The 19,707-nt window shown below is 61.8% G+C and carries 17 protein-coding genes; 9 read left to right on the forward strand and 8 right to left on the reverse strand.

Annotated elements, in window-relative coordinates; translation table 11 throughout:
- Positions 1–266 precede the first annotated feature (266 nt).
- Positions 267–1,646, forward strand: coding sequence for a sodium-dependent transporter (locus tag AC07X6_RS14775; RefSeq protein ID WP_494791451.1), 1,380 nt, complete (start codon positions 267–269; stop codon positions 1,644–1,646).
- Here the strand turns inward: AC07X6_RS14775 and AC07X6_RS14780 are convergent, their stop codons facing one another.
- The 7 genes from AC07X6_RS14780 to AC07X6_RS14810 form a co-directional block, all read right to left on the reverse strand.
- A complete protein-coding gene (locus AC07X6_RS14780) occupies positions 1,647–2,261 on the reverse strand; it encodes a M15 family metallopeptidase (RefSeq protein WP_494791452.1) in 615 nt (204 codons plus the stop codon).
- Positions 2,261–3,163, reverse strand: coding sequence for a LysR family transcriptional regulator (locus tag AC07X6_RS14785; RefSeq protein WP_070288989.1), 903 nt, complete (start codon positions 3,161–3,163; stop codon positions 2,261–2,263). The genes AC07X6_RS14780 and AC07X6_RS14785 overlap by 1 nt, the downstream gene beginning before the upstream one ends.
- An 83-nt stretch (positions 3,164–3,246) precedes the next feature.
- Entirely contained in the window at positions 3,247–4,047 is an 801-nt protein-coding gene (locus AC07X6_RS14790; RefSeq protein ID WP_474293636.1) for an N-acetylmuramoyl-L-alanine amidase, read from the reverse strand.
- 30 nt (positions 4,048–4,077) lie between these two features.
- A complete protein-coding gene (locus AC07X6_RS14795; RefSeq protein WP_494791453.1) occupies positions 4,078–5,025 on the reverse strand; it encodes an N-acetylglucosamine kinase in 948 nt (315 codons plus the stop codon).
- A 95-nt stretch (positions 5,026–5,120) separates the two neighbouring features.
- A complete protein-coding gene (locus AC07X6_RS14800) occupies positions 5,121–6,782 on the reverse strand; it encodes a glycoside hydrolase family 10-like protein (protein ID WP_494791454.1) in 1,662 nt (553 codons plus the stop codon).
- 90 nt (positions 6,783–6,872) lie between these two features.
- Positions 6,873–8,171, reverse strand: a complete 1,299-nt coding sequence (locus tag AC07X6_RS14805; RefSeq protein WP_494791455.1) for an MFS transporter — start codon at positions 8,169–8,171, stop codon at positions 6,873–6,875.
- Between the two features lie 45 nt (positions 8,172–8,216).
- The gene (locus AC07X6_RS14810) at positions 8,217–9,098 is read right to left on the reverse strand and encodes an N-acetylmuramic acid 6-phosphate etherase (protein WP_494791456.1); all 882 of its coding nucleotides are present in this window, start codon (positions 9,096–9,098) and stop codon (positions 8,217–8,219) included.
- Between the two features lie 187 nt (positions 9,099–9,285).
- Between AC07X6_RS14810 and AC07X6_RS14815 the strand changes: the two genes are divergently transcribed.
- Complete coding sequence (locus AC07X6_RS14815; RefSeq protein ID WP_494791457.1) at positions 9,286–10,344, forward strand: helix-turn-helix transcriptional regulator; 1,059 nt, start codon at positions 9,286–9,288, stop codon at positions 10,342–10,344.
- A 142-nt stretch (positions 10,345–10,486) separates the two neighbouring features.
- Positions 10,487–11,620, forward strand: a complete 1,134-nt coding sequence (locus AC07X6_RS14820) for a nuclear transport factor 2 family protein (RefSeq protein WP_494791458.1) — start codon at positions 10,487–10,489, stop codon at positions 11,618–11,620.
- Positions 11,621–11,634: 14 nt separating this feature from the next.
- Here the strand turns inward: AC07X6_RS14820 and AC07X6_RS14825 are convergent, their stop codons facing one another.
- Positions 11,635–12,375, reverse strand: a complete 741-nt coding sequence (locus AC07X6_RS14825) for a GntR family transcriptional regulator (RefSeq protein WP_230540001.1) — start codon at positions 12,373–12,375, stop codon at positions 11,635–11,637.
- Positions 12,376–12,614: 239 nt separating this feature from the next.
- Between AC07X6_RS14825 and AC07X6_RS14830 the strand changes: the two genes are divergently transcribed.
- The 6 genes from AC07X6_RS14830 to bioA all read left to right on the forward strand — a co-directional run bounded on the left by AC07X6_RS14830 (position 12,615) and on the right by bioA (position 19,706).
- Positions 12,615–13,940: a serine hydrolase domain-containing protein gene (locus AC07X6_RS14830; RefSeq protein ID WP_494791459.1), complete on the forward strand. Its 1,326-nt coding sequence runs from the start codon at positions 12,615–12,617 to the stop codon at positions 13,938–13,940.
- A gap of 91 nt (positions 13,941–14,031) precedes the next feature.
- Entirely contained in the window at positions 14,032–15,318 is a 1,287-nt protein-coding gene (locus AC07X6_RS14835; RefSeq protein WP_494791460.1) for a D-amino acid dehydrogenase, read from the forward strand.
- 93 nt (positions 15,319–15,411) lie between these two features.
- Positions 15,412–15,861 carry a YchJ family protein gene (locus AC07X6_RS14840; protein ID WP_494791461.1) on the forward strand — a complete coding sequence of 150 codons (450 nt, stop codon included), beginning with the start codon at positions 15,412–15,414 and terminating at the stop codon, positions 15,859–15,861.
- A gap of 40 nt (positions 15,862–15,901) precedes the next feature.
- A complete protein-coding gene (locus tag AC07X6_RS14845) occupies positions 15,902–17,524 on the forward strand; it encodes a carboxyl transferase domain-containing protein (protein ID WP_230540005.1) in 1,623 nt (540 codons plus the stop codon).
- 21 nt (positions 17,525–17,545) lie between these two features.
- On the forward strand, positions 17,546–18,334 hold the full coding sequence (locus AC07X6_RS14850; RefSeq protein WP_230540006.1) for an enoyl-CoA hydratase/isomerase family protein: 789 nt from the start codon (positions 17,546–17,548) through the stop codon (positions 18,332–18,334).
- A gap of 31 nt (positions 18,335–18,365) precedes the next feature.
- Complete coding sequence (gene bioA, locus AC07X6_RS14855) at positions 18,366–19,706, forward strand: adenosylmethionine--8-amino-7-oxononanoate transaminase (RefSeq protein WP_494791462.1); 1,341 nt, start codon at positions 18,366–18,368, stop codon at positions 19,704–19,706.
- Position 19,707: the final 1 nt, after the last annotated feature.

Genomic DNA, 19,707 nt, shown 5'->3' on the forward strand with positions numbered 1-19,707 from the left:
GACAAAGCGTTGTGTTTGTCAGCTGCGAAGAAGGAAGAGTATGAAGCATTTCACTACATCCGTCAACTCCTTCTTTTACTACTCATCGCCGTTTCCGGTGATCCTCAACTGCCGCATTTGACTGCGTCTCATTGGGGAGGCGAACTATAGCAAAGCGCCTCAGTGGAAGCAAGGCTTTTCCGGGGTATTTGCGGCCAACTGCTACAATTTCGCCCCCTCCGCGCCAAACGGCGCTTGCCTATATATAGAACCATAGAAGATTCACCATGAAACAACAAGCTCAAGGATCAGGCCTGACCCTGAAACGAGCTGGCTTTACCACTGGCTTCGGCGTGCTCGCCGCCACCCTCGGTTCCGCAGTCGGTCTCGGCAATATCTGGAAGTTCCCCTATCTGACAGGCGCCAATGGCGGCGCCGGCTTCCTGCTCATCTATCTGCTCGCTACCTTGTTAGTGGGATTGCCCGTGATGATCGCGGAAATCACCCTGGGGCGCCGCGCCAAGGTCAATCCCATCTCCACCATGGAACGGCTGGCACCGAAGGGCAAGCCCTGGTGGCTGGTCGGCCTCATCGGCATGGTCGCCGCCTTCCTGATCGTCGCGTTTTATTCGGAAGTGGTGGGCTGGGTGTTTGCCTATATCGCCAAGGCCATCGATGGCTCCATCTTGAGCAGCGACAAGCTGGTGACGGAAGCGGCTTTCGCCTCCCTGATCAGCAATCCTTTGCAATCGCTGTTGTGGCAATGGGGCGTGCTGCTGTTTATCGGCGGCATATTGATGCTGGGCGTGACCAAGGGCATCGAGGCGATTGCGAAGAAACTCATGCCGCTGCTGTTCCTGCTGTTGCTGCTGCTGTGCGCGGTCAGCCTGTCGCTCGATAAAGCGGGCGAAGGACTGGCCTTCCTGTTCCGCCCTGATTTTTCCAAGCTGACGGCTTCCGTCGTGCTGACGGCCATGGGCCTGGCCTTCTTTAAATTGTCCGTCGGCATGGGCACGATGATGACCTACGGCAGCTATTTCCGCGATGACCAGAATATCCCCGTCACCACCTTGCGCGTGATGGCGGCCGACCTCGGTGTATCGATGCTGGCCGGTATCGCCATCTTCCCCGCCGTATTCACATTTGGTTTCGCCCCCAGTGCGGGACCGTCGCTGGTGTTCATCACGATTCCCGCCGTGTTTTCGCAAATTCCCATGGGGCAAGCCCTGATGGTGGTGTTCTTCATCCTGGCCGCCGTGGCCGCCACGGGGGCGATGCTGTCGCTGATGGAAGTGCCCGTGGTGATTTTCCATGAGCGCTTCGGCTGGACGCGCACGAAGGCCACAGTCGTAACCATGCTGCTGCTGGCCGTGCTCGGTTCCGTGTGCGCCCTGAGCAACAGCACCCTGACGGATTTCAAGCTGTTTAATTTGAATATGTTTGATCTGTTCGACTTCGTCTCGTCGAATATCTTCCTGCCCGTGGGCGGCATCGCCATTGCCTTGTTTACAGGCTGGGCCTGGGGCAAGCAGCATTTTATCGAGGCAATCAGCAATCACGGCCAGTTGCAGAATCAAACCCTGGCGCATGTGCTGCTGTTCCTGCTGCGCTTTGTCTCGCCTGTATTGATCCTGATCGTGATGCTGAAGGGCTTAAAAGTCTTCTAATCAGAGTACCCGGGTGTAGGTCTGGCGCACCAGCACCCGGTCGCCGCAATCGAAGTGCCACCATTCGCTGTTGATGCCGAAGAAACCCGCCTGGAACATGGCGTCGCGCAGCAAGCGGCGATGCTCCACTTGCTCCTCCGTAATTTCCCCCTTCTCCAGCAAAGCCAGCTCCAGCGCCGGATGCGAGCGCTCACTCAGATCGTCAAAGCCCGTGCCCATGTCCAGTTCCCTGCCGTCCGGCCCCACGATGGTGATGTCGAGCGCCATGCCGAACGAGTGGATCGAGCCGCGCGACGGTTCGGCGATGTAACCCAGCAACTCCGTTCCCTGCAGCGCATCCCACAGCTGCTGCTGCACGCGTTGCGGGCGCAGGGCATCGAGCACCAATAAATGGTGATCGGGACGATGCGCGGCCAGCCAGGCCACGGCCTGCTCCAGCGCGGCGGCCGCGTCGCGGTGCAGCCAGGCGCAATCGATGGGGCTGTATAAGTCGCGGCCGACGAAATTGTCGGGCGTGGCATAGCGCAAGTCGACGGCGATGCCGGCGATGCTGCTCAGGTGGCGAAATTGCGGATCGTTGCCGACCGCTTCCAATTGCAAACTTGCAACAGACATCAGACTCCTCTTTCCAGGCAGTTGCGCGCCGCCACGCCGATGCTGTCTGCCAGGCGCCGCGCGCCATGCGACAGCGGCGAGTGGCTCGCCGTCAATAAATACAGTTGGATCGGTATCGTGGGCGCCCAGGGACGGCGCTGCAGCCGCTCGGGTGAACCGGACGCGGCCGTAAACGGGTCGACCACGGCCATGCCGGCACCCGCTTCCACCAGGGAACGGGCGATTTGATAGGTCTGCACCACGGTAGAAAACACGGGGTGGATATCCTGCGCCTCGCAGGCGGCGACCACCAGTTCGCCCAGCGGATCGTTGTCCGCATGGCCGATCAGCTCGCCATTCAGGCCATGCGCCGTCAACGGTGTGCCGCAATCGGCCGCATGCCAGGTGCCGGCGGGGGCGATCACCGTCATGACGCCGTGCGCAATGGGTTCGGCCACGATGCCCGGATGGCGCGGGTCTTGCAGCGACACGGCCAAGTCCGCTTCACCCAGGCGCAGGGTATTGACGATCTCGCCCGTGTGGTGGGTAGCCAGCTGGCAACGCGTGTGGGGAAAGTCGCGGCGCCATTCCGTCATGGCAAACGGCAAGACGCTAATGGCGAGCGTCGGCGTGGACACCAAACGGATGGTTTCCACCGCGTGGCCCTTCAGGCTGGCCGCCAGGCGGCGGATGCCCAATAAATCGCGGTTGAGTTTTTCCGTTTCGACAAACAAACGATGCGCCTCGGGCTTCGGATACAGCTTGCCCCGCACGCGCTCGAACAGCGGCATGCCCAGTTGCAACTCGCAATGCTGCAAGACCTTGGTCACGGCCGGCTGCGAGATATGCAGCACCTGGGCCGCACCGCTGATGGTGCCAACTTGCATGATGGCGTGAAACACTTCGATATGACGCAGCCGCATGAGCTATTCCTTTACCTTGCCGTGGCCGCCTGGGCCGTCAACGTTCAGCATATAAGAAAAAGTCATGGGCTGGAACGGCCGTGCTACTTTGCTACAACAGCTGCGGCCGGTGTCGTCAGCACTTCCAGCAAGGCTGCCGTCTCGCCGTCGGGCATGCCGTCAAAGCGCGTATTGCGGTATTTCATCTGGAAGGCGATCAGTACATTGCGCGTCGCTTCGTCGAACAGGCCCGTCTGCGGCGTCGCATAGCCATGCTGGGCCAGCTTTTTCTGAAACCAGACTGCATCCGGCACTTGCTGCTCAAAAATGAGGCGCTGCGCGGCGACACGGTTGGCATCGGGCCAGACGATCAGGCCCGCATCGGCCAGCTGACGCCATGGAAACAGCGGACCCGGATCCTGCTTGCGCTGCGGGGCGATCTCGTTATGACCGAGGATATTTTCCGGCGCGATGTTGTAGCGGGCCTGGATATCTTTCAGCAGCGGAATCAGCTCATCGATCTGTGCCTGGGGAAACGGATACCAGAGGCGGCCTTCCGGCGTGTCCTTGTAGCCGGGATTGACGATCTCGATGCCGATCGAACTGACATTCAGCTGTGTATAAGTCTTCCAGTTACTCACACCCGCATGATTGGCCTGGCGCGACTCGTCGACCAAGACGTAAAACTTCGGCTTGTCCGTGTCCGTCAGCAAATAATGGCTGCTGACCACTTGTTCCGTCAGGATCTTGATCGAGCGGGGCAAGTCGCTGACCGTGTAATGAATGACGATGAATTTTACGCGCGGGCTCTGGCTGCGCGCCGTCAAGCTATGGTCGAGGTGCGGCGCGGGCGTGGTACAGGCGGAGAGCAGGGCCACCAGCAGGGCGAGGGCGATTTTTTTCATGAAAGATCCGTGTTCGGGTTAATAAAATAGTCAGTTCTTGCCAGTACGCTGGCCCGCTGCCCGGGCTGCCACCTTGGCCGCGGCCTCATGCGAACGGGCAACTTTTTGCTCCATCTGCAACGATACAGGCAAAGCGGCACGCATGGCAGCCGCGATAACCGGGTGCAATTGCGCCGCGCGGCCCGCCAGCACCACGGGACGGGGGCCATAGCGCATCGTCAGGGCCAGGGCCAAACGCGCCAGTTCCTGTCCCGCGCGCTGCAAGATGTCCAGCGCCAGCGGATCGGCATCCGCACTGGCGGCCACGGCCAGCGCCAGGCGGCCGATGGCGCCCCGGTCCTGGCCATACATGAAATTGCGCGACAGCGACCAGTCGCTGCCGCCGATATGCGCAAACACGGCCCCGGCCATGGGCGAGCTTTGCCAGCTGCCGGGCGCCTCGTCTTCGCGGCGCCAGATGTGGCGCAAGGCTTCGCGCGCGATCCAGTAGCCGCCGCCGCCATCGTCGAGCAGCACGCCGCGCCCGCCCGCGCGGTGAAACACGCCATCCGCATCGATCCAGGCGGCAATCGAACCCGTGCCAGCGTAGACCAGATAACCTTCGCCTGGTTCAAAACTGTCGCGATAAGCGATGTCGATATCGTTGCCGATGCTGACGTCGCCAGCATCCAGCGCCAGCAAAGCGGACAACATTTGCGCCAGCGCAAGGTCGTCGCCGCCAAAACCCGTCAAGCCCGCCACCACGGCGCGCGGCTGGCCGACGGCCAGCACGGCCTGGCATAGCCCGGCAAACGTGGCGTGCACGGCCGCGCGGCCCGTATCGCTGCTCATTTGCAAGGCAGACAAGCCTTCCACGGCGCCGTCGGCCACGATGACGCCATCGGCGGTGGCCAGGGCCCAGCGCGTCTGCGTGCCGCCCGCGTCGATGCCCAGCCCAAGCACGGCAGTGTCAGTATTGGTTGCAGGGAAGGAAATCATGGCATGAGTGTAAAGCCAAGCGGAGCTTGCAGGCATGAAAGCTTACGCATGTTTCATGCCTGCAGGTTATGGACTGCCGGTGATCCGGCAACAAATTACTTGGCGGGGGCCGTAAACGGTTCGCGCACGGTGACGCGGGGGCTTTCATTGCCGAGGCGGTCCACGGCGCTGACCACCACCGCATTGACTTTGCCGGTGGCATCATCGACCAGGGTCAGCTCGCTTTGCACGCCCGTGACCACGGTAAAACGCCAGTCTTCGCCATAACGGGCCCAGACGGCGTACTGCGCCACGGGTTTGCCGCCGCCCGACGTCAATTTGACGTTCAGGCTGGCGGAATCGCGGCGCAAGGCCAGCACGGGCGTGCCCGGTGCTTCCTTGCCCAGCCATGGCGTGGCGGGAATCAGGGCAGGGCTTTGATACACGCTCGCCTTGAGTTGCTCGCTGACACCCTTGCGGTTCTGCATCAGCGGCACCATGCTGAAATGCACTTGTCCATTCGCGCCGGGGCGCGTGCGCGTCACTTCGATCTGCTTGATGATCTCTTGCGGCGTGAAGGATTTGGCGGAATTGTCGATGCGGCTCGTATATAAACCGGGCCACACGTGGCGGCCGTACGGATTTTGCGCCAGCCAGTAGTCGAGCAGCACGCCAAACGCTTGCGGCGCCTGCGCCACGGGCCAGTACAGCTGCGGCGACAGATAATCGAGCCAGCCCTTGGCCAGCCACAGTTCCGCATCCGCATACAATTTATCGTACTGGCTGAAGCCGACGATGCCGGCAGGACGGCGGTCGGGACGGCCGATGCCGAACGGACTGATGCCGAAACGCACCCAGCTCTTTTCGCGGTGGATGCCGGTATATAAAGCTTCGATCAGCTGATTGACGTTCTGGCGGCGCCACGAAGCACGGTCGAGATCGCCACCAGCCAGCAGATATTGCTGCCAGGAAGGTTCATCGGGGAAAGGCAGTTCGCGCTTGGCGCCGCCATTGCCCGCGTCCAGCGCGGCCGTTTCCGCACCGGCACCGGCGCCAGGCGCGTCGATCGGATACGGATAAAAGTAATCGTCGATGTGCACGCCATCGATATCGTAGCGGCGCACCACGTCCAGCACCACGTCCGTCGTGTGCTTCGAGGCGGCAGCGTCGCCCGGGTCCATCCACAGGTAGCGGCCGTATTGTTTGACGGACGCCGGGTTGGTGGACGCGAAACTGTCGCGCGCCAGCGGCGACTTGGCCGTCGCGTGGCGGGCACGGTAGGGATTGAACCAGGCGTGCAATTCCAGGCCCCGGGCATGCGCCTGCGCCACCCAGAAAGCCAGCGGGTCATACAGGGGCAACGGCGGCTGGCCTTGCTTGCCCGTCAGGTATTCCGACCACGGTTCCAGTTGCGAAGGATAAATCGTGTCCGCGCTGGGACGCACCTGCAGCACAATCGCGTTCAGATTCAAGGACTTGGCGCGGTCGAGGATGGCGATCGCCTCGGCTTGCTGCTTGGCGACCGGCAAATTGCTGCGGCTGGGCCAGTCGATATTGGCCACCGTCGAGACCCAGGCGGCGCGGAACTCGCGCGGCGCCGGCGGCGGCACTTCGCCCGTGATGTGCTGCACGGGCGGCACAGCCGGCAAGCCCGCTTCGCCTGGCGTCACTGCGGAGGGCAGTTTGGTGCTGGTACAGCTGCTGAGCAATGTGGCGGTGGCCAGCGCGGCCAGTACGCCGGCCGTGGTGCCCAGGCGTTTTTTGAAAGTAGACAACAAAACAATTCCTTGCAGTGGTGGAGCGCAGGTCTATCGGTGGGGCATTTTACTGTGCGCCCGCCATCCTTGCGGGCGCACAGTTCAAAAGAATCAGGCCTCGGCCTTCTTGCCGAATTCCGGATCGATCTTGACCAGCGCGGCCATGATGAAAGCGGGAATGGTGGCGATGCAGACCCAGATGAAGAAGTGCTGGTAGCCGAGCATTTGCTGTATCCAGCCGCTGGCCATGCCCGGCAACATCATGCCCAGGGCCATGAAGCCCGTGCAGATGGCGTAATGGGCCGTTTTATGGGCGCCATCGGACACCATGATCATGTACAACATATAAGAAGCGAAACCGAAGCCATAGCCAAATTGCTCCAACGCAATACCACCAGCGATCACATAGATGTTGCTGGGCAAGGCGCTGGCCAGGTAGACGAAGACCAGGTCGGGCAAGTGCACGGACAGCACCATGATCCACAGGCAACGTTTCAAGCCGAAGCGGGAAATGATGAATCCGCCCAGCAAGCCGCCGAGGGTCAGGGCGATCACGCCGATGGTGCCGTAGACGAGGCCCACCTGTTCCGTACTGAGGCCCAGGCCGCCCTTGGCGACCGGGTCGAGCAGGAAGGGCGCGGCCAATTTCAGCAGTTGCGCTTCGCCGAGGCGGAACAGCAGCAAAAATCCCAGGATGACGAAAATATCCTTCTTCTTGAAGAAGGCGGCAAAGGTGGCGATGAACTCTTGCAACGGGGAAATACCGGCACCCTGGATGCTGGGGCGGTCGTCCTTGGGTTTCGGCAAGATAAAATAGTGGTAGAGGAAGAGGGCGATGAACAATCCCGCCAGAATCGCGAACACGACGGACCAGGCCAGCTGCACATTGCCCGTCGCATGCGTCAGGTAGCCGGCAAGAAACACCAAGCCGCCCTGGCCCGCGATCATCGCCAATCGGTAAAACGTGCTGCGCACACCCACGAAGGCCGCCTGCTGGTGCTCTTCCAGGCCCAGCATATAAAAGCCGTCGGCGGCGATATCATGCGTGGCGGAACTGAAGGCCATCAGCCAGAAAACGGCCAGGCTGATCTGGAAGAAATGGGGCAGGGACGTCGTCAGGGCCACCAGCGCCAGCGCGGCGCCGATCACCAGCTGCAAGCCGACAATCCAGAAGCGCTTGGTGCGGTACATATCGATGAAAGGCGACCACAGGGGCTTGATGACCCAGGGCAAGTACAGCCAGCTTGTGTACAGCGCGATATCCGTATTGGAAAAGCCGTAATTCTTGTACATGATCACGGACAAGGTCATGACCACGACATAGGGTATGCCCTGGCCGAAATACAGGGATGGGATCCACAGCCACGGATTATTTTTGCGCGCCGGGGCGGCTTGTTTCACTAGCTCCATACATCCTTCTTTGTCTCCCAGACAGAAGAATGCCGCGCCATCGGATCACGCCGCCAGTGCTGCCCGCACACTGCCGTCCGCGCCGGCCAACAATGCCTGTGCCTGGTTTGTGTTGATTTTTTTGATCAAGGCAACAATCGCCACCTTGACGTGATAGTGGCATTGCTCCAGCACGGCCCTGGCCTGCGCCTCGCTGGCGCCCGTGGCATGCATGGTCAGACGCACCGCCCGCCAGATCAGCTTGGCGTTGGTCGGCTTCAAGTCTACCATCAAGTTTCCGTAAGTTTTGTGCAAACCGACCATCAGGGCGCTGGAAATCGTGTTCAGGGTGATTTTTTGCGCCGTGCCCGCTTTCAGGCGCGTGCTGCCGGAAATGACTTCCATACCCGTGTCGAGCACGATGCCGCATTGCGCCTCGTGCGCCACGGGGGCGTCCACATTATTGGCGATGCCTATCGTCAAGGCGCCGGCCTTGCGCGCGGCCAGCAGCGCACCGAGCACGTACGGCGTGGCGCCCGAGGCGGCCAGCAGGATCACCACGTCATTTACTTGCGGCAACAGGGCCAGCACATCGCGCTCGCCTTGCTGTACATCATCTTCCGCCCCTTCGACGGCCGTAAACATGGCGCCCGCGCCGCCGGCCAGGATGGCGACGGCCCGCTCGGGCGGCCAGGAGAACGTGGGAGTCAATTCAACGCTGTCGAGCACGCCCAGGCGTCCCGACGTGCCCGCCCCCACGTACAGCAGGCGTCCGCCGGCGGCGATGCGGGGCAGGGCGGCCGTGATGGCCGCTCCGATTTGCGGCGACGCCAGCCGCACGGCTTCGACAGCCCAGAACTGGTCATCGACCAGCGCCGCCACCAGTTGCTCCACCGGATACAGGTCCAGATCCGGATGCCGCCGGCTCGGGGTTTCAGTTTTCAACATGATTTCAGAACATGGTTGAAGGTGAAACCAGTTTAATACCGATATGCAAGATCAACCATGAAAGGATGGCGGGCGGGCATAACGGGAGTTTATGGCTGGTGCAGGAACGTGGTGTCCTACTTGTACTTCGATGCGCTCCCGTTTATGTCTATACTTGGGTTCGACGCCACAATCCACGACACGCCCCATGATCGCTCGCCAATTGCTGTTCCTGTTTAGCGCCCTGGGCGCCATCAACGGCATCTTCCTGGCCGTCTATTTTTTCAGCCGCCGGCCTCGCTGCCTGGCCGACTGCATGCTCGGTGCATTGCTGCTTGCCGTGGGGGTGCGTACCGCCAAGTCCGCCTTCCTCTACTTCAACCCGGCGATCGCCATCGAATTCCGCCAGCTGGGCCTGTCGGCCTGCCTGCTGATCGGTCCCTTGACCTATCTGTATGTACGCTCGTTCCTGGCCGGGCGCGCGCAACAGCCTGCCGGCCAAGAATGGCGCTGGCATCTCGGCCTGTCCTTCCTGCTGATAGGCATAGGCGTTGCCTTTCCGTATTCCGCGTATCGTTCTGTGTGGGACATGTCGAGCCATGCCATTCATGTGTTCTGGCTATGCTACTTGCTGGCAACTGCCAAGTTGCTCTGGCAAAGCCGCCACGCATGGCTGAACGACGGACAGCGGATGGCGACCGGCAGCGTACTCCTGCTGAGCGTCTTTGCAGGCAGCGGTGTCATGCTGGCGGCATACGCGAGCACGCCGTTCACGTCGTATATTGTCGGCGCCTTGTCATTTACCTTCTCGCTGCATGTCGCGGTCATGGTCTTTCTGCTGAGAAAGGAAACCTCGACGCCTGCCGACCCGAGGCAGAAGTACCAGAACAGCCGCCTGACGCACGAAGATGCGCTTGCCGTGCTCGCTGCGCTGGAACAACAGATGAGCGGGCAGAAATCCTATCTGAATCCGAACCTCACCCTGGCGCAACTGGCCAAACGGGCGGGGTGCACGCAGGCGCAGGTATCGCAGGTGCTGAATGACAAGCTGAGCAAGAGCTTCACCACCTACGTCAACGAATACCGTATCGCCGAAGCGAAACAGGTCTTGGCCGACGAGCCGCAACTGAACATGGATACCGTTGCCGAGCGCTGCGGGTTCAATTCCAGTTCCACCTTCTACTCGGCCTTCAAGAAAGTTACTGGGCAGACACCCGCCAGCTTCCGCGCCCAATCCAGCCCAGCGGCCAGGGCCGTTTCCGCGTAAAACCGCTCCGGAATCGCCATTCCGGAGTCTGAAATCATGTTTGGCGACATCAACTCCCCTGCATTTCGATAACTTATCGACCAGCAACGACCTGAAATAGTCGTTGCTCCGATAAACGCAGTTATTCATTCAGGGTAAAGTCATGATTCAGTTTTTATTGCGAACGGTACTCGCCTGTTGCTTGCTCGGCAGCGCCGCCGCCGGCACCGCCGCAACCGCAGACCAGGACGAAAATGCCATCCGGGAAACCGTGCGCTTGTATCTGCACGGCACCAGCTTCAACGTACCGGACGAGATCAACCAGGCCTTCCATACCAATTCCCGCCTTTACCTGGACGGCAAAAACGATACGGAATGGGAGCTCAGCGGTCCGGAATACGCCAAACTCTTTCCCCAGGAGAAAATAGGCCAATTCAATGGGCGCCACGGGCGACTGATCAAGGTGGAGGCGAGCGGCAAGGTGGCCACCGCCAAGGCCGAGATCCACATTCCCCAGCAAGGGGTACGCTATGTGGATGTCTTTCTTTTGAAAAAGATCGCCGGCAACTGGAAGATCATCAGCAAGTCGGCTGATCGCGAGCCCGCAGCCCCGCGCCATGCACGCAAAGTGCTGCTGGTCGTATCAAATGTGCATCAATATCCCGGTACAAAAATTAACGCGGGCAATAATTTTCCCGAGCTGGCCTATACCTATGATGCCTTTCGCAAAGCAGGGTACGCGGTCGACTTCGTCAGTCCCGAGGGAGGCGCCATTCCCCTGGAAATGATCGTCACGTCGGACGAGTTGCTCAAAAAGCATCTGTACGACAGTGATTTCATGTGGGCACTGGCCCATACCAAGCCCGTTTCCGAGGTCAGGGCAGACGAGTATGCGGGCATGGCTTTCGTCGGCGGCGGCGCGGCCATCGTCGGCATCCCGGACAACAAGCCGCTGCAGGACATCGCTATGCGTATCTACGAGCAACAAGGCGGGGTGATCGCGGCCATCTGCCATGGCACCGAGGGCATCAAAAATCTGAAGCTCAGTGACGGGACTTTCCTGATCCAGGGCAAGGTGCTCACCTCGTTCCCCGATGCGTATCTCAACAAGGAATCGCCGGTATACAAGGCCTATCCCTTCTCGGCGGAAGCCAGCATCAAGCGCCATGGCGGCATTTTCCGGCACGGCGCCAATGGCAAGAGTCACGTCGAGGTCGATGGCCGGCTGGTGACCGGCATGAGCTGGGAATCGTCCGTCGGCGTGGCCGAATCCATGATCCGCCTGATCCAGCAGTAATTCAGGCAGCTGAATTAAGGAGAACGGCGCATTTCCGCCACGAAGTCGTAATGGTCGCTGCGGCAATACGAATGCGTCAGTTCCACCGCTTCGCCCGAGTCCAGGTAGGCGATGCGCGTGATGAACAGCACGGCCTGGCCATCGGGGATGCCCAGCTGCTTGGCCAGCACATCCGTCGCATTCATGGCGCGGATGTGCTGCAAGGCGCGCACGGGGGCCTTCTTGATGCTGCTCAAGTATTCGTACAGCGAGTCGCCCATGGCGGCCGGGTCCGGCACCACGCTGAACGGCAGCACGCTCACTTCATATGCCATCACGACGTCGTCGGCCAGGCGCAGGCGCTCCAGGCGCGCCACTTTCGTGTTCTGCGCCAGGCCCAGGCTCAGCTGTTCATCGCTGCTGGCGATGACGACTTCGCGCTTGAGCCAGCGCGAGCCGGGACGGTAGCCGCGCTGCTGCAGCTGCTCGGAAAAGCTCGACAGGTTCGACAGGGGCTGCTCGATGCGCGGGGCAATATAGTTGCCCGAACCACGGCGGCGCACGACGAGGCCTTGCTCGACCAATTGATCGATGGCCTTGCGGGCAGTCACGCGCGATACGTCGAGCAGTTCGGACAGGGTACGTTCGGATGGCAGGGCCTGGTCTACCTGGTAGCGGCCGTTGCGTACGTCATCGCTCAGCTTGCGGGCGATCTGCATATATAAAGGCGAATTGTCATTTAAATCGACCTTGAGTTCTACGCTGGTCTGGCTCATACAGTTCTCCTTGTCCTCCTAGTGTAATAGCGATGGCGCTTGCGCGTAGCCCGTCCACCCATGAATAAATGGAAAATGGGCATAAATAACGGTTATACATTTAAAAAAACGATGTTTTACCGTACGTATAGCTTTGCATTATAGATAAATAAGCAATTTTCATTAGCCATGGAAACCATCGCGTTCTATGCTGGCGGCGCCTCCACCACATCGGACTACAGGGAAACATGCACAATAAAATGACGGGGTTACTGGGCTTGCTGCTGCTGGGCACAACCTGCAGCGCGCTGGCCGCCCCGCCCGGCAGCGGCACCGAACAGCTGGTGCAACACGAACAGCAGCGCGTGCTTGATGCGGCCCTGTCCGCCATCGTCGAGGATGCGGCCCACCCGCTGGCCAGCCTGTCCGTGCTGGGCATCCGACAGGGAAAAGTATCGTATCAGCAACAATTTGGCTACCGGCACATAGGCGCCACGCCGGCGGAGCATTTGCCCGTGACACCAGCCACCCTGTTCCGCATCGCTTCCGTCTCGAAGATGATGACGACCCTGGGCCTGATGCGGCTGGTCGAACAGGGCAAGCTGAGCCTGGATCAGGACGTGGGCATTTATTTAGGCTTTTCCCTGCGCAACCCGCACTTTCCCCAGCGGCCCGTGACCTTGCGCAGCTTGCTCAGCCACACTTCCTCGCTGCGCGACGCGGGCGGCTATGCCTGGGGCCCCGAACGCAGCCTGCGCGACGTGTTTACAGCGGGCGGCGACGCGATGTGGGATTCCAGCGCGGCGCCCGGCCGCTACTTTACGTATTCCAACCTGAACTGGGGCGTGATCGGCACCGTGATGGAGCAAGTCACGGGCGAGCGCTTCGACTTGCTGATGCGGCGCCTGCTGCTCGATCCCCTCGACGTGCGCGGCGGCTACAACCCGGCCGCCTTCTCCCCGGAAGAGGTCGCCAATACGGCCACCCTGTACCGCAAGCGCACGCTGGAGACGGAAATCTGGCAGCCGCACGGGCCATGGATCGCCCAGGCCGACGATTTTGACCAGCATCCACCCGCCGGCCTGGCCAACTATGTGATCGGCAGCAACGCCACCGTCTTCAGTCCCACGGGCGGCTTGCGCATCTCCGCCGCAGGGCTGGGCACCGTCATGCAGATGCTGCTCGACGGCGGACGCTACCGGAATCAGCAGCTGTTGCAGCCGGCCAGCATCGCCCTGATGTTTAGCCGCCAATGGCAGCTGGCACCCGATGACAGCAATGGCAACAGCGAACGGGGCTTGTACCGCGCCTGGGGCCTGGGCAACCAGCAATTCGATGCCGTGGCGGGACAGGGCAATGGCCTTGTCGAGGGCGCCAGTTTTCATGCGGTCGGCCACCTGGGCGACGCGTATGGCCTCGTCTCCGCCTTCGTGCTCGATTTCAAGCACAAGAATGGCATGGTGATGCTGGTGGGCGGCACAGGCAGCGATCCCGAACGCTATCCGGGCACGTATTCCGCCATGGGCCGCAGCGAGGAATTGATACTCACCACCTTATACCGTGGTGCGATTGACAAGCATGAATAATTCGCACAAAAATAGTGCATTCCTGAAAGTTATGGCTGCACCATGATGTTTCATTGGCTCCCGTGATGGCCAGCCTCTAAGCTCTCATCGAATGCTCCCGCACCATGGGGGCGCAACGCAGCGAGGCAACATGCAGCAACACGTCATCATCATCGGCGGCGGCGTCGTCGGTCTGACATCGGCCTGGTGGCTGGCCGAGGCCGGCTACAAGGTCACAGTACTGGAACGCAATGAACAGGTGGCGATTGCCGCCAGCTACCGCAACGGCGGGCAGCTCAGCTATCGCTATGTGGCGCCGCTGGCCGACGCGGGCGTGCCCTTGAAAGCCCTGCAGTGGCTGCTGCAGAAAGACGGTCCGCTGCGCTTCCGTCCCGAAGCGGACTGGCGGCAATGGCGCTGGCTGGCCAGTTTCTTGCGCAATTGCAACAGCGCCAGCAATGCCCGCACGACGGCCAAGCTGCTGCAGCTGGGCGAATGGAGCCGCGCCGGCATGGCGCAGCTGGAACTGACCGTGCCGCCCGAAGCGTATGCCTGGCGCGATGCCGGCAAACTCATCGTCTACCGCTCGCCCGCCATCTTCCAGCGCGCCGTGGCGCGGCCGGAATCGGAAGAGGCGCGCATCGTCTTGTCGCCGCTTGAAGCCGTACAGCGCGAACCGGCGCTGGCCGCCTTGCAGGGCGCTTTGGCCGGCGGCATCTTTACCGAAGGCGAAGCCGTGGCCGATTGCCACGCCTTTTGCCTGGCGCTGGAAGCGCGCCTGCTGCAGCACCCGAATTGTTCGCTCATCCTGAAAGGCGAGGCGCGCCGCCTCCTCACGCACAAGGGCAAGGTCACGGGCGTCGACACCAGCCTGGGCCTGTTGCAGGCAGATCACTATGTGCTGGCGGCCGGCATCCAGAGCCGCGACCTGGCGGCCACGGCCGGCGTCTACCTGCCCCTGTATCCGCTGAAAGGCTACAGCCTGACGGCGCCCATCCGCGCGCGCGACCGGGCGCCCGAAATCAGCATCACGGATTTCGAGCGCAAGGTGCTGTATGCGCGCATAGGCGGCGACCTGCGCGTGGCCGCCATGGTCGACATGGTGGGCGCCGACAACAGCATCGATTGGAACCGCATCGCCGGCCTGACGCGGCTGGCGCGCGAAGCCATGCCCCACGGCGCCGATTACGACCAGGCCACGGCCTGGGCCGGCCTGCGCCCCGCCACGCCGAACAGCGCGCCGCTGGTCGGTGCCAGCAAAGTTGCAAACCTGTGGCTCAACGTGGGCCACGGTCCGCTGGGCTTTACCTTTGCCGCCGGCACTGCGCGCATCCTGGCCGACCTCATGGCGGGCAAGGCGCCGCCGTTCGCGCTGGACTTCCTCGCGCCGCAAAAATAGGCGCAGCGGCAGCAACGGCGACCAGCGCCGCCGTTATGGCGGATAATTGCGGAACTTTCCTGTTCCCTCTTTTCTGTTGCATATCGCCAGCGCATGCCCACACCTTCGAAATCGTCCGCCTGCCCCTGTGGCGGCGCCTCCTACGCCAGCTGCTGCGGCCCGTATATTGCGGGCGACGCCTTGCCGCCCACGGCCGAAGCCCTGATGCGTTCGCGCTACACGGCGTTTACCTTGCGCGATGAAGCGTATCTGCGCGCCACCTGGCATGCCAGCACCCGTCCCGCCGACGCTTTATTTGCGGAAGAAGAAAAAGTCCACTGGCTGGGACTTGAGGTAAAATCTGCTTTACGTTTACGTCAACGTAAAGCAGAATCAGCAGATCAAGCCGAAGAGATACACCGCGACACCGTCGAATTCGTGGCCCGCTACAAGGTCAACGGCCGCGCGCACCGCCTGCATGAAGTGAGCCGCTTTGTGCGCGAGGCGGGCGAGGGCGGTGGCGCCCTGCGCTGGTTTTATCTCGACGGCAGTTTTCCCGAATAGCGCGACCCGAGAGACCGGGCGATCATAAAAAGGAACCGCAATGCCGCATATCGAAAGCAAACTCAATCCGCGCAGTGAAGATTTCAAGGCCAATGCCGCGGCCATGCAAGCCATCGTCGACGATTTGCGCGACAAGGTGGAAAAGATCGCGGCCGGCGGCGGCGAGGCGGCGGCCGCCAAGCACCTGGCGCGGGGAAAACTGCTGCCGCGCGACAGAGTCCAGATGCTGCTCGATCCCGGCACGCCCTTCCTCGAGTTTTCCCAGATGGCGGCCTACGCCATGTACCAGGACGCCAAGGGCGTCGACGCGGCGCCTTCCGCCGGCATCATCACCGGCATCGGCAGGGTCTCGGGCCAGGAATGCGTCATCGTCTGCAACGACGCTACAGTCAAGGGCGGCACGTATTACCCGATGACGGTCAAAAAGCACTTGCGCGCCCAGGAAATCGCCGACCAGAACAACCTGCCCTGCATTTATTTGGTCGATTCGGGCGGCGCCAACCTGCCGAACCAGGACGACGTCTTCCCCGACCGCGACCATTTCGGCCGCATCTTCTACAACCAGGCGAACCTGTCGGCCAAGGGCATTCCGCAAATCGCCGTCGTGATGGGTTCTTGCACGGCCGGCGGCGCCTACGTGCCGGCCATGAGCGACGAATCGATCATCGTCAAGGAGCAAGGCACGATTTTCCTCGGCGGCCCGCCGCTGGTAAAAGCGGCCACCGGTGAAGTGGTGACGGCGGAAGACCTGGGCGGCGGCGACGTGCATACGCGTTTGTCCGGCGTGGTCGACCACCTGGCGCAGAACGATCTGCATGCGCTGTCGCTGGCGCGCACCATCGTCTCGAATCTGAACCGCAAAAAACCGCAGCAGATGGCTTTGCGCGATTCCGTCGAGCCGAAATACCCGACGCAGGAACTGTATGGCGTGATCCCCGTCGACACGCGCAAGCCGTTCGACGTGCGCGAAGTCATCGCGCGCATCGTCGACGGCAGCGATTTCGACGAATTCAAGGCCCGCTACGGCACCACCCTGATCTGCGGTTTCGCGCACATCTATGGCGTCAAAGTCGGCATCATCGCCAATAACGGCATCTTGTTCTCCGAATCGGCGCTGAAAGGCACGCATTTCATCGAATTGTGCTGCCAGCGCAAGATCCCGCTCGTCTTCCTGCAAAACATCACGGGCTTCATGGTGGGCCGCAAGTACGAAAACGAAGGCATCGCCCGCAATGGCGCCAAGATGGTGACCGCTGTCGCCACGGCCGCCGTGCCGAAATTCACGGTGATCATCGGCGGCAGCTTCGGCGCCGGCAACTACGGCATGTGCGGCCGCGCGTTTTCTCCCCGTTTCATGTGGATGTGGCCCAATGCGCGCATTTCCGTCATGGGCGGCGACCAGGCGGCCTCCGTGCTGGCGACCGTCAAGCGCGACGGCATCGAAGGCAAGGGCGGCGAGTGGAGCGCGGACGAGGAAGCGGCGTTCAAGCAGCCGATCAAGGAGCAGTACGAACACCAGGGCCACCCGTATTACGCCACCGCGCGCCTGTGGGACGATGGCGTGATCGACCCGGCCGACACCCGCATGGTGCTGGGCCTGGGCCTGTCGGCCGCCTTGAACGCGGAAATCCCGGACACGAAGTTCGGCGTATTCCGCATGTAAGCGGCACTCAGGGAGAAGAGAATGGAATTTGAAACCTTAAAGCTGGTCATCGAGGGCAATGTCGCCACCGTGACCCTGAACCGCCCCGACGTGCGCAACGCCTTCAACGAGACGACAATCGCCGAACTGGCGCGCGCCTTCGAGGGGCTGGGACGCAGCGACATGGTCCGCGCCATCGTGCTGGCGGCCAATGGCGCGGCCTTTTGCGCCGGTGCGGACCTGAACTGGATGAAGAAGATGGCAGGCTACACGCATGCCGAAAACCAGGCCGACGCGCTGCAGCTGGCGCAGATGCTGCGCACGATTTACCTGTGTCCGAAACCCGTGGTGGCGAAGATCCAGGGCGACTGCTATGCGGGCGGCATGGGCCTCGTCGCCGCATGCGATATCATTCTGGTTGCGGAAGACGTGCATTTCTGCCTGAGCGAAGTGCGGCTGGGACTGATCCCGGCCACTATTTCACCGTATGTCATCAAGGCCATGGGCGAAAACGCGGCACGCCGCTATTTCCTGACGGCGGAGCGATTCTCCGCCCGGGAAGCGCTGCGCATCGGCTTTGCCCACGAGGTAGTCGAGGCAAGCGCGCTGGACGCGAAAACGGCCGAGGTGCTCAAGGCGCTGACGGGCAACAGCCCGCACGCCGTGGCGCAAGCGAAAACGCTGGTGCGCGAAATCGCCGGCCAGCCCGTCGACGATGCGCTGCTGGCGGACACCGCCGAGCGCATCGCGCAAATCCGCGCCTCGGAACAGGGCCGCGAAGGCGTGCAATCCTTCCTCGACAAGCGCAAGCCGGGTTGGCTCATGGGCTAGCGCATGGATTAAGAAAATCATTGGAGCAGTTTTGAAAGCAGAAAAACAATCGGGCTGGGTTGAACGCAGTCTGCGCAGCGTGTGGCATCCGTGCACACAGATGCAGCACCACGCATCGGCCAACGACGCGGTCCCCTTGATCCCCGTCAGCCACGGCCGCGGCGCATGGCTGTATGATCACGAAGGACGACGCTACCTGGACGCCATCAGCTCCTGGTGGGTGAACCTGTTCGGCCATGCGAATCCGCGCATCAATGCGGAACTGAAGGATCAATTGGACCGGCTGGAACACGCGATGCTGGCCGGTTTCACGCATGAACCGGTGATCGAGCTGTCGGAAAAGCTCTCCGCCTTGACGGGCGGCGTGCTCGGTCACAGTTTTTACGCGTCCGACGGGGCGTCGGCCGTGGAAATCGCCCTGAAAATGAGCTTTCACGCCTGGCGCAACAGCGGCAAGGGTGAAAAACAGGAATTCGTCTGCCTGAAAGGCAGCTACCACGGCGAAACCATCGGCGCGCTGGCCGTCACCGATGTCGCCCTGTTCAAGGATGCCTACGGCCCCCTGCTGCGTGCCTCGCAGACGGTGATGTCGCCCGACTTCCGCCAGGCGGCAGACAACGAATCGGCGCAGGACGTGGCGCGCCGCGCCGCGGCCGACGTGGAACGGCTGTTCCAGGAAAAGTCCGAAAGAATCGCCGCCATCATCATCGAGCCGCTGGTGCAGTGCGCCACGGGCATGGCCATGCACGACCCGCTGTACCTGTCGCTGGTGCGCGCCCTGTGCGACCGTTATCAGGTCCATCTGATCCTCGACGAAATCGCCGTCGGCTGCGGCCGCACTGGCACGTTCTTTGCGTGCGAACAGGCCGGCATCTGGCCCGATTTCGTCTGCCTGTCCAAGGGCATCAGCGGCGGCTATTTACCGCTGTCCCTCGTGATGACGCGCGAAGACATCTACCAGGCGTTCTACAGCACCGACGTGCGCCGCGGTTTTTTGCATTCGCACTCGTACACGGGCAATCCGCTGGCCTGCCGCGCGGCGCTGGCGACCCTGTCGATTTTCGAGGAAGACGACGTGCTGGCGGCCAACCGGGTACGCGCAGGGAAAATCACGCGCGCCCTGGCGCCGCTGGCGCAGCATGAAAAAGTCAAGAATTTCCGCCAGCAGGGCATGATCTGGGCGTTTGACGCCGTCGATGCGGCGCCCGATTTTTCGCGCCGCTTCTTCAGCACGGCGCTGGAACACGAACTGCTGATGCGGCCCATCGGTTCCACCGTCTACCTGATGCCGCCGTACATCCTCGACGACGCCGAAATCGCGGGCCTGGGCCAGCAGACGCTGGCCGTCTTCAACAAAGTGATCGGAGCCTGAG

It is taken from the genome of Janthinobacterium sp. GW460-12-1-14-LB5 (assembly GCF_059423585.1).